Annotated in this window: 15 protein-coding genes and 2 pseudogenes; 4 read left to right on the forward strand and 13 right to left on the reverse strand. The window is 49.4% G+C overall.

Features of this window, described 5'->3' with window-relative positions; genetic code table 11:
• Positions 1 to 4: 4 nt before the first annotated feature.
• Together FH749_10410 and FH749_10415 are read right to left on the reverse strand one after the other, a co-directional pair.
• Positions 5 to 2,701, reverse strand: coding sequence for a PAS domain S-box protein (locus FH749_10410; protein ID MTI95878.1), 2,697 nt, complete (start codon positions 2,699 to 2,701; stop codon positions 5 to 7).
• Between the two features lie 195 nt (positions 2,702 to 2,896).
• Positions 2,897 to 3,479 (reverse strand): annotated as a pseudogene (locus tag FH749_10415) (nitroreductase).
• 864 nt (positions 3,480 to 4,343) lie between these two features.
• On the opposite strand from FH749_10415, the pseudogene FH749_10420 reads away from it, so the two are divergent.
• Positions 4,344 to 4,544, forward strand: a pseudogene (locus FH749_10420) (hypothetical protein).
• A gap of 150 nt (positions 4,545 to 4,694) precedes the next feature.
• Here FH749_10420 and xth read toward each other — a convergent pair.
• Positions 4,695 to 5,450: an exodeoxyribonuclease III gene (gene xth / locus FH749_10425; GenBank protein MTI95879.1), complete on the reverse strand. Its 756-nt coding sequence runs from the start codon at positions 5,448 to 5,450 to the stop codon at positions 4,695 to 4,697.
• A 195-nt stretch (positions 5,451 to 5,645) separates the two neighbouring features.
• Here xth and FH749_10430 point away from each other — a divergent pair, with 195 nt between their 5' ends.
• A complete protein-coding gene (locus FH749_10430) occupies positions 5,646 to 6,347 on the forward strand; it encodes a GntR family transcriptional regulator (protein ID MTI95880.1) in 702 nt (233 codons plus the stop codon).
• A 37-nt stretch (positions 6,348 to 6,384) separates the two neighbouring features.
• Here FH749_10430 and FH749_10435 read toward each other — a convergent pair whose 3' ends face one another.
• The 6 genes from FH749_10435 to FH749_10460 form a co-directional block, all read right to left on the reverse strand.
• Positions 6,385 to 6,693 carry a PTS lactose/cellobiose transporter subunit IIA gene (locus FH749_10435; GenBank protein MTI95881.1) on the reverse strand — a complete coding sequence of 103 codons (309 nt, stop codon included), beginning with the start codon at positions 6,691 to 6,693 and terminating at the stop codon, positions 6,385 to 6,387.
• Positions 6,693 to 8,141: a glycoside hydrolase family 1 protein gene (locus FH749_10440; GenBank protein ID MTI95882.1), complete on the reverse strand. Its 1,449-nt coding sequence runs from the start codon at positions 8,139 to 8,141 to the stop codon at positions 6,693 to 6,695. The genes FH749_10435 and FH749_10440 overlap by 1 nt, the downstream gene beginning before the upstream one ends.
• Complete coding sequence (locus FH749_10445) at positions 8,134 to 8,352, reverse strand: hypothetical protein (GenBank protein MTI95883.1); 219 nt, start codon at positions 8,350 to 8,352, stop codon at positions 8,134 to 8,136. Before FH749_10445 ends, FH749_10440 begins: the two co-directional genes overlap by 8 nt.
• A gap of 4 nt (positions 8,353 to 8,356) precedes the next feature.
• Positions 8,357 to 8,788 (reverse strand): hypothetical protein, encoded by a 432-nt coding sequence (locus tag FH749_10450; GenBank protein ID MTI95884.1) that lies wholly within the window; start codon positions 8,786 to 8,788, stop codon positions 8,357 to 8,359.
• A gap of 68 nt (positions 8,789 to 8,856) precedes the next feature.
• The gene (locus FH749_10455) at positions 8,857 to 10,200 is read right to left on the reverse strand and encodes a PTS sugar transporter subunit IIC (protein ID MTI95885.1); all 1,344 of its coding nucleotides are present in this window, start codon (positions 10,198 to 10,200) and stop codon (positions 8,857 to 8,859) included.
• Positions 10,201 to 10,287: 87 nt separating this feature from the next.
• On the reverse strand, positions 10,288 to 10,587 hold the full coding sequence (locus FH749_10460; GenBank protein MTI95886.1) for a PTS sugar transporter subunit IIB: 300 nt from the start codon (positions 10,585 to 10,587) through the stop codon (positions 10,288 to 10,290).
• 222 nt (positions 10,588 to 10,809) lie between these two features.
• Here FH749_10460 and FH749_10465 point away from each other — a divergent pair, with 222 nt between their 5' ends.
• On the forward strand, positions 10,810 to 12,165 hold the full coding sequence (locus FH749_10465; GenBank protein MTI95887.1) for a 6-phospho-beta-glucosidase: 1,356 nt from the start codon (positions 10,810 to 10,812) through the stop codon (positions 12,163 to 12,165).
• On the forward strand, positions 12,149 to 12,925 hold the full coding sequence (gene chbG / locus FH749_10470) for a chitin disaccharide deacetylase (protein ID MTI95888.1): 777 nt from the start codon (positions 12,149 to 12,151) through the stop codon (positions 12,923 to 12,925). Before FH749_10465 ends, chbG begins: the two co-directional genes overlap by 17 nt.
• Before the next feature lie 50 nt (positions 12,926 to 12,975).
• Here chbG and FH749_10475 read toward each other — a convergent pair whose 3' ends face one another.
• The 4 genes from FH749_10475 to FH749_10490 are packed head-to-tail and all read right to left on the reverse strand — an operon-like array spanning position 12,976 to position 14,811.
• Positions 12,976 to 13,545, reverse strand: a complete 570-nt coding sequence (locus FH749_10475; protein ID MTI95889.1) for a VanZ family protein — start codon at positions 13,543 to 13,545, stop codon at positions 12,976 to 12,978.
• Positions 13,542 to 14,156: an FtsW/RodA/SpoVE family cell cycle protein gene (locus tag FH749_10480; GenBank protein MTI95890.1), complete on the reverse strand. Its 615-nt coding sequence runs from the start codon at positions 14,154 to 14,156 to the stop codon at positions 13,542 to 13,544. The genes FH749_10475 and FH749_10480 overlap by 4 nt, the downstream gene beginning before the upstream one ends.
• Positions 14,090 to 14,479 (reverse strand): hypothetical protein, encoded by a 390-nt coding sequence (locus tag FH749_10485; GenBank protein MTI95891.1) that lies wholly within the window; start codon positions 14,477 to 14,479, stop codon positions 14,090 to 14,092. Before FH749_10485 ends, FH749_10480 begins: the two co-directional genes overlap by 67 nt.
• Positions 14,470 to 14,811 (reverse strand): PadR family transcriptional regulator, encoded by a 342-nt coding sequence (locus FH749_10490; protein ID MTI95892.1) that lies wholly within the window; start codon positions 14,809 to 14,811, stop codon positions 14,470 to 14,472. The genes FH749_10485 and FH749_10490 overlap by 10 nt, the downstream gene beginning before the upstream one ends.
• Positions 14,812 to 14,818: the final 7 nt, after the last annotated feature.

The following is a 14,818-nucleotide window of genomic DNA, read 5'->3' on the forward strand; positions in this document are numbered from 1 at the left end:
AGGCCTAACGTGAAAGCTCTGCGGACAACAACCTCAGCAGCTCGGCGCGCTTCAGGGGCTTTGCCAAATGACCATTACAGCCAGCCTCCATCATCGTCATGACCTCGTCATCATAGGCATAGGCGGTTAGTGCAATTAGCTTGACCGGCTGCCGCCCCTGGGCCCTCTCTATTTGCCGTATCAGCTTCGTCGCTTCTAACCCGTTGAGCTTCGGCATCTGTATATCCATTAGAATTAAATCATACAAATTGGTCTTAAACTTGGAAACAGCCTCTTGGCCATTACAAGCAATATCAAGTTGCACACCGGTGTTCCGCAGAAATGCACTGATTAACATTCGGGAGTCTTCTGAATCCTCTGCCAGCAGCACCCGCTCGCCACTACCTATAAAAGCTGGATGGCTCCCAGGACCAATGTTTTTTGAAATTGCAATCGTTTCCCGCAAATGTGCGTAAAGTTCCGCTTGCCGAATTGGCTTTGTCAAATAATTGTTAGCGCCAATTGAGGCGTTAAGGCAGAGAAACCGGTCGATATCCCCTGGCTTAATCAAGACCAGGACTTGTGCCTGTTCATACAATGACTGAATTCTCGATATACACTCCGCCAAGTCTGGGGTTTCCCAGGCAATGAGCAAGAGAACTTGTCCCCTGGGATTTCCCTCCTGGGCGAGGATAAACGTTTCAAATTCTAATTTATCGCCAAAACAATTAACTCGTGTGCCCGCGAGCATTGACCCGATTGCTTTCCTGGTCACCCAACAGCTGTCCAAGACAATAATCTCTCCAGCGAAGGCAGGTGGTTGCAACGGGGCAGCCATCTGCTCAGTGGCAACCAGCCGAGCATTGAAGCAAAATTTGCTGCCCTTGCCCGGTTCGCTGGTCACCGTAATTGTTCCGCCCATTAGGTGCACTAAGTGCCTGACAATTGAAAGTCCCAACCCGCTGCTGCTGCGAACCTCCCCAGCGCTGGCTTGATGTTGAGTAAAGGGTTCAAAAATATACACTTGTTTATGGACCGGAATTCCAATGCCTGTATCAGAGACCGAAAACAACAATTCATCGGGATTTGAACCTCGTGTTACCTGTAGAAAGACATTACCGTCGGAGGTGTTTTTTATTGCATTCTGCAGAAGGTTGATCAGAACCTGACGCAGGCGAATTGGATCTCCCAGTCGCTCTTCCTGAATTCCCGGCTCTATGTACCAGGCGAAAGCGAGGCCCTTTTTCAGCGCTGAGATCCCCATGTACTCACCAATTTCCTCAATCAGCTTCAGCACGCTAAATCTGGTTTCGGTCAGCTGCGTCGCCCCAGCCTCCAGTTTAGATATATCCATTATATTATTTATAAGCTCCAACAGATGATTGCCGGCAGTGGCAAAAACCCGGACGTAATGCTCTTGCTCGCTGGTCAGTTCTGTGTCATTCATCAGGTCACCCATGCCGATTATTGAGTTAAGGGTGGTCCGGATCTCATGACTGACATTGGCCAGGTACTGTCCCTTCAGCTGGTTTGCGGCCTCCGCAGCAGCAACTTCCTGACGCCAACGTGTTTCCTCGCATTTTTGAGCTGTAATATCTTCATGGCTGACAATAAACTGTTCTCCTGGGGCCTCCATCCGCCGAATCCGCCACAACCCCCACTTGTTTGAGCCCTGAACAGAACACATATGTTCAAATTCCCGCAGCTCTTCGCCGCTGGCAACCAGTGCCCCTAATTCCGCCAGCACCCGCTGACAGGCGGTATTTTTACCCCCGGACAACAATCCGCAGAGTTCGGCAAAATTACTCCCCACTAGTACATCTTTGCCTGCTGGCAGAGTCAATCTGTTCTGTATGCTTTCCAGCCAGGGATTGTTATAAGCCAAGATATTGGCTTTCGCATCGAGAACCAGTATTTGATTTGTCACACTGTCGCCGATTGAGCGCAGCAATTTCTCAGACACCTTCCGCTCCGCCTCGGCCCTTTTTTGCTCACTGACATCATTGACGATGGAAAACAATAGTGGCTTGCTGTCAGAGAAAATCGGACCGCTGTAGATCTCCACATCCCGCAGCTCTCCGGATGCCAGACGATGTTTCAGCAAGAAATGCTGATGACCAGACGCAATTGTCTGGTTAATGTTCGCCATAACTTCCTCCTGGCTCTGGATGTTAATGTCGGTCAACTTCAATGAAGTCAACTCTTCCCGGGAATAGCCGTAAAAATTACATGCGGCAGTGTTGGCGTCAACAATTTCCGTTGTGACTGTGTCAATGAGCAAAATAACGGCATGGCTAGTCTCAAACAAACTCTTACAAATCTTGCTACAGTCTTGATTAGCAACTTCACAATCCAATGCCGTCTGGCACAGCCCTATATAGCCCAGGAAGTCACCTGTTTCTGAGCTAAGCGGCTGCCCTTCTAATGTCACCCATTTATAAACCCCGTCACGATGCATCAGGCGGACAGTATGTGAAAACGGTTTTCGTCGCTCAAAATGAGTCTGAAACGTCTCCAGAAAAGACTGCAAATCCGCGCTGTATACACCCTGATACCACCCATTACCCGCTTCTTCAGCTGCAGTTTTGCCCCGAAACTGCAGCCATGCTTTATTGAAATACACGACTGTGCCATTCTGATTAGCATACCAGAGCGGCGCAGAAAGTACATCCCAACCAGGGGTCAAGATGGCAATTTCGGCCATTAATACACCTCCGCGCATAATTTTGCTTTACAAATCTAGACGAATACCAACTCTCACTTGTCAACATACAGTATAAACTCTAATTTAGTGTACTTTGACAAGCCTTACCCATTACCTCCCAACGACACACCCAAAAACAGGGGCAAAACCTGCTCAATATTAATGTCCCTAGTGCTCACAAAAAAGAACTGCCCGAAGGCAGTCCTTTAGGGATTATGGTTGATATAGATTATAGAAAACCAATTGCTCCAGTGACTTCTTGGCCTGGATTTTCGGGGGAGAATCCGGGTAACCGAAAGCGATAATCTCCGAGGCAATACTGTCTGCCGGTAAATGCAACAGGCTCCCTACTTTTGTAACATCAAAGTACGAAACCCAAGTCGAATAGATGCCAGCCGACAACGCCTGCAGAACCATATGGGTGCCTGGAATCTTCGTCTGATGCTCTTCCATATTCAGGCTGCCGTAAAGTTCGTTGTCCAGCGCCCGAAATTCCGCCGCCAAATGGGGAAACCGCGCCGCCTGCACATCTCTGCCTCCCCGTTCAGCCGCCACAATTACAGTTACCAAGACAATTAACAATGGCGCTGATTTCAACCAGCGCTGATTATAGGCAGCCTCGGCGACCTGGGCAATCAAGTCTTTATCGGTAAGTACACCAAATTTCCAGGACTGTTCATTTCCACCCGAGGGCGACAGCCTGCCCGCTTCTAATATTGATTGGCACCACTTCCTTCGGAATTGGCTTGTCGCTGAACTTGCGTACGCTACAACGTTTGGCGAGTAAATCCAGCATAAATCTCCTCCTCGTCTGAAAACATATTTCTTTTTGTCTCCCAAACCAGATAATCGCTTGCGTTTGTATACCAAATAGCCCAAAAGGGCTATTTTTTTTGAATATTTCACCCTCCAGCCTCATATATCTAGCTCACCTGCACAATTTTCAGACATCCCGGCATAATTCCGGAAAAAATTGGCAGAATACCCGCTACCAAAAAAATAAGGAGGTGCAAGAAACATGCGGAACAAACTCTTAATTATTACTGCCGCATTGGTGTTGGTTCTTACCCCAGGTATTGGGCAAACGGCTGAGAACTCTTGGGATAACTTGGTATGGGTAGACATGGCCAGTGACAAACCTGCCATCGCAGGCATAAACCCAATGGGGAATAATATATCTGGCAAACCCACTGCCTTGGACATCGTAGGTGAAACAGCAGGACGCTACGCAATAGATGAAAATTATATGTATTTTGAGCTTCATATCAATGGACTTGTTGATTTAGAAAGCAACCATCAATTATCATGGACTGCGCACTTTTTCCTGACCGACAAAACTTTCCCAAAAAACACCGGTGAGTTTAATCAGGCCATCTTGATGGTTGGGTTGCAAACTAGTAAAAGCGGCAATAAATCCGACATAAAGATTGTATTAGGTAAACTCGGAAGCCCGGGACAGAACCTAACGGTTCTCCGAACCTACAATCATGAAGATTACTATCAGTTGCCTGTTGACAGTAAGATAGTGCGCTGGAAAGTCCCCTTTAACCATCTCAAAGAAAATATCGATACTGCACTATATTACACCATGACCACCACAACCGATAACAATTTTGCGCCAAATACTGATTGGTTCGGCTGGCAACTCCTGGAGTTAGACGACGACAACGGCGATGACAATGGCGACGACAACGGTGATGACAATGGCGATGACAATGGTGATGACAACGGCGACGACAACGGTGATGACAATGGCGACGACAACGGTGATGACAATGGCGATGACAATGGTGATGACAACGGTGATGACAACGGCGACGACAACGGTGATGACAACGGCGACGACAACGGTGATGATGACACCGAAGAGAGCCTCCCGGTCACCGGTGGCGCCACCATGCCACTGTTTGCACTAGGCTACAGCGCAGTGGCAGCTGGCTTCTTGCTGCTTAAGCACTACCTGTAGGTTGATACCAACACTGACCAACCCTATTGGCTGGTCAGTGTTTTTTTATAGCGCTAATTCTAACCCCACTGGGCAATGATCGCTGCCCATTACCTCTGCTTCAATCTGCGCGTCCGTCAGTTTGTCTTTCAGTCGTTGTGAAACCAGAAAATAATCAATTCTCCAGCCGGAATTCCGCTCCCGCGCGTTACGCATATATGACCACCATGTGTATGCGCCGGTTTTCTCGGGATAAAAGTGCCGGAAAGTGTCAATAAAGCCTTGCTCCAAGAGCAGACCAAACTTCTCCCGCTCCTCATCAGTAAACCCGGCATTCTTCCGATTAGCAGCCGGATTTTTGATATCAATCTCTTTATGGGCCACATTCAAGTCGCCGCAAACAATAACCGGCTTTTGCCCATCCAACTCTCTGACGTAGTTACGGAAAACATCCTCCCATTCCATTCGGTAGTCCAGCCGGGCGAGCCCGCGTTGGGAATTGGGAGTGTAGACATTGACCAAATAGAACTCCTCGAACTCCAGGCGGATTACCCGCCCTTCCTGGTCATGCTCCTCAATACCCAGTCCGTATTCCACCGATACTGGTTCCCTGCGGCTGAATACCGCCGTGCCCGAATAACCTTTCTTAACAGCGTAATTCCAATACTGTCGGTAGCCAGGCAACTCCAGCTCCACCTGCCCCGGTTGCAATTTGGTTTCCTGCAGGCAGATAATATCGCTATCTGCCCCTTCAATAAACTCAAGGCAGCCCTTCTTAATACAAGCCCGGAGGCCGTTGACATTCCAGGATATAAGTTTCAAATTGTCTCCCCCGCTTATTATAATAAACTTTATCGAGAGCTTGTCCCGATTATAAGTAATTTCTTTACCGGTCGTAGATTTCCTCCCTCACAGAAAAATTCAATGGTATAACTTATATTTATTATGGAATTTTATGCTATAATATTCAGTAGCGCTCTAGCATTGACGCTAACCTTATAATCGGAGGAAGAATATATGAGTCCTAAATATAAGCAAATTTCTGCCGCCATTGAGCATGATATTAAAAGCGGAAAATACGATGCGACCAACAAACTGCCTACCGAAGACGACCTGATTGAACTGCATCAGGTTAGCCGCAACACCGTACGTAAGGCCATCGATCTGCTGGTCAAACGCGGCATTATTATGCCAATCCAGGGTAGCGGCATGTTTTTGCGTAAGGCCCCCACCGAAGGCTGTATCAATCTGGAAGAATTCCGCGGCCTTACTGCCAGTTTCAGCAATGTCAAATCGGAAATTATCGACTTCAAGCTGATTGACGCCAGCGAAGACCTGGCCGAAATTATGCAATGCGCTCCCGGGACCCCGCTTTACTTTATCGAACGACTGCGTATAATTGACGGCAAAAAATTTGTCATCGAGTACTCACACTTCAACAAGGAAATCATCCCCTATTTGAACCGGGAAATAATAAGCGGCTCCATTTACCGCTATATATCTGAAGACTTGAAAAAACAAATTGGCTATGTCGACCGAATTATCGAAGCTGCCAAGCTCACTGAGCATGACGCAAAAATCCTCGATCTGTCACCGGGGGACCCCGCTCTTGTCTCCATCAACCGGGCAATGCTAAAAAGCGGTGTAATCTTCGATTACTCCATCGACATCCACAACTACAAATATACCAAGTTTCTAAAGCTGTCCAATTTCGTCTAAAATTCAACGGCGCTGCCCCCAGGCAAGCGCCGTTTGCTTATGGAACTCGTTTGTAAAGCTCAATCATTTCTTCAGCCATAATCCGCAGGGTTTCTGCCGACATCATCAAATCCTCGGCATGGATAAGTAGCAGCTTAATCTCGGTACTCTCACCTGCTGCCTCCCTTTGGATTAACTTGGCATGGGCTTTATGTCCCTGCTCAAAACTTTCGTTTCCTTCCGCCATCAGTTCTTCTGCCCGGGCAAAATCGCTGTTTTTTGCGGCGGTGATGGCCTCTACATAGCTTGAGCGGGCAGAGCCGTTAAAGGATATCATCTCAAAACAGATTAACTCCAGTCCTTCCATCATACACCCCCTGTGCATTGACTTTCCATGCAATTGGCGCCATTGGCAGCAATTACCTGCTTATACCAATAAAATGAGTCTTTTTTTATTCTTTTCAGGCTACCGCCCTCATAATCGACATAGACCAGGCCATACCGCTTTTGGAATCCGTTCAACCAGCTGAATAAATCGGTGAAAGACCAGGTGCAATATCCCCAAAGCTCCACCCCTTCCACCAGAGCAGCATGGCAGGCAGCAATGTGTTTTGCCAGATAATCGATGCGGTAGGGATCTCTAATCGCTCCGTTTTCCGCCTTGTCGAAGGCGCCCAGGCCGTTTTCACTGATCAATACCGGCAGGTTGTAACGGTCCTTTAGCTGAACCATTCCATAGCGCAGGCCGTCGGAATCAATGGCCCAATCCCAATCAGTATATTCAATATTGGGATTAAAGACCTGCTTGTAAAGACCCGGCACTCCGCTTTCGGCCTGTGTCCCCTTTTTGCCAGTAGTGTTTAGCGAACCCAGGGACACACCATCCAGGGGGTTATGGGCAATCATGGCGGTTTGGTAATAGTTGATGCCGATGAAGTCCGCCAACCTGGCCCCCTCCTGGAGCACGGCGTTGTCGTCTTCGGTCACAGCTGGCATTACACCAAGCTGAGAAAAGTAATCCACTCCCCGGTCGGGATACCCTCCCCGGTAATAGATATCCAGCAGCCACCAGCAGGTGGTAGCATAATAATTAGCCAACGCCTTACGGTCTTCCACACTATCGCTGGCAGCATAACCGGGGGTAAAGGCGATGGAAGAACCGATATATCCGGGATACCTTCGCTCCTTAAACAATTTTACCACAGTTGCATGGGTCAGGGCAGTGATATGATATGTGTGCAGGTACTCCCTGAGACATGACATGCCGGGGGGATGCAGGGCCAGCAAATAACCCAACTGGGTAAAGATATTTGGCTCATTTAATACAATCCAGTATTTTACTTTGTCCCCCAGAGCCACAAAGCAAGTCTCGGCATACCGAGCAAAATCTTTGATTATCTCCCGGGACTGCCAACCGCCATACTTATCTTGGAGGGCCTGGGGTAAATCCCAATGATACAACGTTACAATCGGCTCAATGCCGCTGCTTACCAGCTCATCCACCAAATTTTTATAAAATTCCAGCCCCGCCTGATTCACCTCGCCCGTACCATTGGGAAAAATCCTGGTCCAGGCAATGGAAAAGCGATAGGACTTTAGGCCTAGCTCCTTCATCAACTGAATGTCTTCTAAATAACGATGATAGTGATCTGCAGCCACATCACCTGTTGTTCCCTTGTAGGTCTTGCCCGGCATCCGCACCCAGCGATCCCAAATAGACTCGCCTTTGCCGTCGGCGCTATGAGCCCCCTCCACCTGGTAGGCAGCGGAAGCGCTGCCCCAGAGAAAGTCTTTGGGGAAGCCGGCCCTAGTCATATGTCACCCGGAAGAACAGAGCAGGCCCGAATTCAGAGTTCTTTATTGCCTTCTTGGCGATGGCGGCTGCTTCTTCATTGCTTCCATCATGTTCAAAATACAGACTCATTTCTTCCCGTTTATGAAACCTGAAGTTTACCGAATCGATGGTCTTTCCATCCAATAACGAAATAATATAATCTCTTTTCAAGGGTGACTGCACAATAATCATTGTCTTATGCCCCTTCACTTTCAATAACCGATTTCAACTGGTTGAGTTGCAAATCCAGCCGCTTTTTAGTCCCGCTGCGCAAAACTGGCAGGCTCATCAACCAATAATTCCAGGAACGGAGCACGCTCTTGTCATTCTTACCCTCCAGCTCCAGCTCTACTTTCGTTATGGTTTCATCAACTTCTGTTACAGTGTACCGGGAGACTACGATATCGCTATTGTTTTCCGAACGGATGGCGATGGTTGTTTCCGGCACATAATCAATCACTTTTTGTACGACCTCAATCGGGTTTCCCACATAGCTTCTAGTCTTGTGCCGAATCTCGCGTCCAGGCAATTCATCAACTTTACACTTGAAGGCCTTGGCGAACTCGGCCTCAATTTGACGCCACACTGTGTGCACATTCCTGCTAATTAACTTTTCACTCGAAACCATTGAATCACCCTTTGATTGTCAAAGAGTAGCCCCGGTTGCCCGGGACTACCCTTTGCTTTTGGTTGCCGTTAGCTGGCCAGTTTACGTGCTTCCTCTTCTACCTTCTGCTGGTGCTTATTTGCAACTACAACAAACGGGAGGTAGATGAAGAAAGCAAGCGCCAAGTTCACTACCGAAACCAATACCGCCCCCAAGGAACCGTTGGTCGCCAGATATGCATTCAAAATCGGCGGTGTGGTCCAGGGAACTGCGTTGACTAGCGGTCCGGCTATCCCCATAGTTGTGGCGAAATAAGCTACAACCGTCAGCACCGGCTGCACAAGGATAAACGGAATCAGGAAAATCGGGTTCAACACAATCGGAATCCCAAAGAGGATCGGTTCATTGATCATAAAGATTCCAGGCGCGGTCCCCAACTTGGCAATTTCCTTATGCTCCTTGACCTTTGAGAACAACAGGAAGGCTGCAATCAGAGGCAATGTAGCGCCGGAACCACCCATGAACACATACGCATCCCAGGAGCCACGCACCCAGACTGCCAATTCGTTGGCGCCTGTGCCCACTTCAGTGATTCCCTGGCCAAAGAGCTGGATATTCTCTAGTCCCAAAGTGCCGTATACAGGGCTCATTACCGCTTCCAGCATATTGGCGCCATGGAGACCGAAGAACCAAAGCAGCGGAATCAGGAAGGAAATCAGCACAATCGACCCAATATGCTGCCCCAGAGTCATCAGGGCCTCGGAGATATTGGTCTCAAACCAGGTGAAAATGCTCATTTCAGGAACTCTGCTGAAGAAATACGCGACGAGTGCAAAGACAAACACAGTGATAAAGCCCGGGATTACAGCCAAGAACCCGCGGGTTACTGCCGGCGGCACCTGCTCCGGCATTCGAATAACCCAGCCCTTGCGAACGATGGCGAAGTAAATCTCCGGTGCAATCAGGCCGACAACAAGGGCGATAAAGATACCCTGCGCCCCCAGGAAGTTAGTTACCCAACCGGCAACATCCGGGTTATCCCGTACCAAAGCGCCCAACATGATAAACACAGCAACGTTAATCAGACCGACGGACAAAGCGTCCTTCTCTTCACTGACCCCACGGTTGTAACCCAGCGAGAAAGCAAGCGCCAACGCCAAAATCGCCAGGGTTCCACTTTCCATGAAACTGAACAATGGGGCAAGGTTGGCATTGGTCCACTGGATGAAGGCGTGCTCTTCACCAATGAACTCTGCAAGCAATGACCAGGGCACGAAGAATACATTATTTAAGAGTACGGCAAAAGCCCCAACCATAATCAGTGGCATCAGTCCGGCAAACGCGTCACGGATCGCTACGAGATGTTTCTGACCGCCAATTTTAGCTGCGATAGGAACGAACCGGGTCTCCAGAAACTGAATAAAACCTGACATTCTCTCTCCCCCTTAGGGTATTGAAATTGGTATATATAGAAACTCTCCCCACAGTTGGATGCCAACAACCAGGTTTGAGTTTTAACCCTATTCGATTCCCAACTCCTTTATTGCAGCACTTAACACAGCGGCGCCATCCATACGGCCATAAGACCGCATGTCAATAACCTGCACCGGCACACTGGCTGCTTTGCTAAACTCATCCTTCATAAACCGTACCTGGGGACCCAAAAGAATGATGTCTGCCTTGTCCAGCTGTTTTTTGGCTTCATTGGCGGCATGAGCTAGAATTTCAATTTCAATCCCCCTCGCCTTAGCAGCCTGCTCCATTTTTGTAACCAACAAACTGGTGGACATCCCTGCAGAACAAACCAACAGAATCTTCATGTTTCCCCCTCCCTTTCTTCCAGCTTACCATAATTTCGGATGCCAGAAGACTATGTAAAAATTCATTGGTATCTCTTGTATTTATGATTATATATTGTTAATATAAATCTGTAAAGAGTTTTTTAGCTAATAACACAAATTAGTGCCCATATCTTATTTTCTTACTAATAAATATGCGCAACTTCACTTTTTAATCATATCTATAAACTGGGAGGGGCATAAATGAAAAAATCATGTAAAGTGGTTGCAATTGGCGGCGGTTCCAGTTATACACCAGAGCTGATAGAGGGGCTCATCAACCGACATCATGAGTTGCCGGTCGCAGAACTCTGGCTCGTGGACGTGGAGGCGGGTAAAAACAAATTGGCAAAAATAACCGCCCTTGCCAGACGAATGATTGCCAAAGCGGGTCTAGACATCACCGTCCACTCTTCCTTCGACCGGGAGCTGGCACTGGCCGGTGCAGATTTCGTCCTCACCCAGTTCCGGGTTGGTCAACTTGAAGCACGTATCCTCGATGAATCAATTCCTGCAAAGTATGGCCTCCTCGGCCAGGAAACCAACGGCGCCGGCGGACTGTTCAAAGGCCTGCGAACAATCCCCATAATCTTTGATATCATCAACGATTGCCAACGTCTCTGTCCCGATGCCTGGATAATTTCCTTTACCAACCCCGCGGGCATGATTACCGAAGCGGTGTTCCGCCACACCCAGTGGAAGAAATTCATCGGCCTCTGCAATCTGCCGATAGGCATGGAGATGGCGGCAGCGCGCATGTTTGGTGTCGAAAAATCCCGGGTGCGAATGGACATAGCCGGCTTAAACCACATGGTCTTCGGCCTAGATGTCTACCTCGACGGCAAAAGCGTCCTCGAAGAAACCCTTGCGAAAATGGGCAAAGAAGCGGCGCAAATGAGCATGAACAATGTCACCGACCTGCCCTGGTCCCACTCCTTCCTAAAGGGTTTGGGCGCAATTCCCTGTGCGTATCACCGCTATTATTGGCTCAAGCAGGGAATGCTCTCTGAGAACCTTAAGGATTACCAAGCAGGCGTTTCCCGGGGCCAACAGGTAAAAACCATGGAAGCGGAGTTATTCAGAAAATACGCCGACCCGAACCTAGCTGATAAGCCGGCTGAACTGGAACAACGAGGCGGCGCCTATTACAGCGACGCCGCCTGCGACTTGATTACCTCAATCTACACCGACAAACAGGATATCCAGGTGGTCAACACCGTGAATAACGGCGCGATATCCTCGCTGCCCGATGATGTAGTTGTCGAAGTCTCCTCCCTTATTACCAAAGACGGACCCCGCCCCATAACCATGGGCAGCTTGCCCGTCGCCGGTCTGGGCCTGATCCAGCAAATGAAGGCATTCGAAATTCTCGCCTGTGAGGCTGCCATGTCCGGCAGTTATGAAACTGCACTGGTGGCCATGGTCACCAACCCTCTGGTCCAGGACGAAAGAATCGCCCGCCAGGTACTTGATGAAATGCTCCTCGCCCATAAAGATTATCTGCCTCAGTTTCAGGAGGTAGTAAAGCATTTGGAGGCTTGTGATGCAACTGATAGTTAACGCCGATGATTTCGGTTACTCCCCAGGACAGAACTTTGGCATCATCGATGCATTTGAAAACGGCATCGTTCGCTCCACCACTCTGCTGGCCAATGCACCAGCCGCACTCCAGGCCCTGGAGCTTGCGAAACCGCGCCCTGAGTTAGGCATCGGCATTCACCTGGTCATCGACATGGGCAAACCCCTGTCGCCGCCCAACACGGTTCCGTCGTTAATCAACAAAGACGGCTCCTTTCGAAAGCCGCCTTTTAACACAACCTTAGATTTTGACATCAAAGAAGTGGAACGGGAATGGCGGGCGCAAATCATGTTCCTAATCGACCGCGGGTTCACACCGACCCACCTGGACGGCCACCACCATTTCCACTACCACCCCCAACTGTTGCCGATAAGCTGCAAGCTGGCCAGGGAATTCCAACTCCCGATTCGCAGTGTGCCGCCCCAGTATGACCGGGGGCCCTACACAGAAGTCTATTCGGCAGAACTACCCACGGTAAAGCATCCAGATTACTGCCTTACCGACTTTTACGACACCGGTGTCAGCGAGGAGTATTTCCTCAACTTCTTCACCAACTATCCTCAGCTCAAGGACAAAACCGTGGAGATTATGAGCCACGCTGCCTGGCTGGATGATGTAATCCTCACTGGTAGCAGCTACAACCTGCCCCGGGTGAAGGAACTGCAGGTCCTAAAATCTCCGGCAGTCCGGGAGTGGGTTCAACAAAACCAGGTCGAGCTGATTAACTTCAGCCATCTGTAATACCAATGCCTAAGGGCAGAGAGCCGGGATTCCCGGCTCTCTGCCCTTTTTCACACGCTTTTCTCCACCTTCTCAATAACCGGCGCCAAGTATGGACTAAGACTCCGGTAGACCAAAAACGCTAGCACTGCCCCCAGGGTATTGAGAATGATATCGTCGACATTAAAACCCCGGGGCCGGGTGAGGCCAGTATAAGTTGTAATCATTTGTCCCACCTCGATAAAGAACGAAACCAGTCCAGCAGTGAGCGCGACACGGCCTACACTCTTAACTTTAAACAACAGAGGCAGATAAACACCTAAGGGCATCAACATCAACAGATTGAGGAAATTCAGACGGGCGGTGCTGGAGCCAAACCAAACGAACCCACGGCTGGCCACACCCTGGACCATTTCCCGGACAATATCCAGAGGCACCAGTTGAACTGGCGGCGCCCAAGGGAACGGCCGCGGCGGTATGTTGATCCCGCCTGTCGTCACATGCAAAACCATAATCCCGTAAAACGCTAGGCTGTAAAATATCAAGCGCCAGAGCAAATTCCGCGTCCGGTGGCGAATAAAGTCGATTATGATGTAGATAAACAGAAGCAACAATCCGGGTAGAATTACATAAATCGTCACCGACTAACCTCTCCCTGAATACTCAGTTTCCGGCGCCGGTAGACACTCATCACCAAGCCAACCATGGCCATGTTCAAGATAAACCCTACTCCGCCAAACCCGATGAATGGCAGGCTAAATGCGATAAGTGATACAAAGCCTGAAATCTCCAGGATGTTTAGTGCAAGTTGAACTGCAAAAATGGTGGCGATGCTTGCCACAACAAACTGACCGTATTGATCCCGGGTCCGGAACCCGATTGTCGCCGTGCGGAAAATAAACAAACCTATTACCACGAGTAAGGCAATCCCCGCCAGCCACCCGAAGGTATAGATGATATTGGTCAAAACAGTCTCTTCAAAAACCGGTGCCATCCATTGCTCTCGCCCCAGGCCCTGGCCAAAAAGTCCAGCCTGCTCACGCATTGACTCCAGCTGCAATGGCAACCATCCGTAACCTAGCGAGTCTCGGGTCGGCTCAATTAATGTCCGTAGTCGATTCAATCGATACGCTGAAGCAAACATACTGAATACCGCGAAGCCAATCCCCAGGCTAGCGGACAAAATTAAATGCCACAGTTTCGCTCCGGAAATACAACCGCCAAAGCAAGACCGATACAAATAAACAGCCAGTTAGTCATTCCCAAGTCCCACACTTGAGCAATCAAAAACCCGAAACCTGCCAACATAATCGTAAGCCCGACAAGCAGCCAGTCCGGCTTGGGCCGATGCACCTTATTCAAATCTGCGCCAACAACTGCCGCATCGCCCATCCGCTCCAGCGCCTTGACAATCGCAGTATCAGTTTCCAGCCCCTGCTCCACATATTCCTGAGCGGTTTCCTCCACGTGTGTAGCCAACTCCCTGGCCACTTCCCCGTGCACTTCCTGCCAGCGAATCTGCTCGCAGACAGCCTGCACATAGGCCCGGAACTGACTGTTTTGCATTAATTCCATATCAGCTTACCCCCCAATACCCTATCTACCGCTGTCTTAAACATCACCCATTCTTCCTTCTTCGCCTGGGCCTGGGCCCGCCCCTTGGCAGTAATCCGATAATACTTGCGCTTGCGAGTCCCTGCTGCCTGCTCCCAGTACGCTTCCACCAAACCGTCTGCCTCCAGGGCATGGAGGATTGGATACAGCGTCCCCTCCTTGAAGCTGAATGTCCCGGCCGACTTCTCCTCAATCGCCTTAATCATCTCGTAGCCATACATTGATTTTGATTCCAGCAAACTCAAGATCAGAATCACCGTACTGCCCTTGACAAGCTCCTTGCTGACCTTCAATTTCCCC

It is taken from the genome of Bacillota bacterium (assembly GCA_009711825.1).
In the GTDB taxonomy this organism is placed as follows: Bacteria; Bacillota; Proteinivoracia; order UBA4975; family VEMY01; genus VEMY01.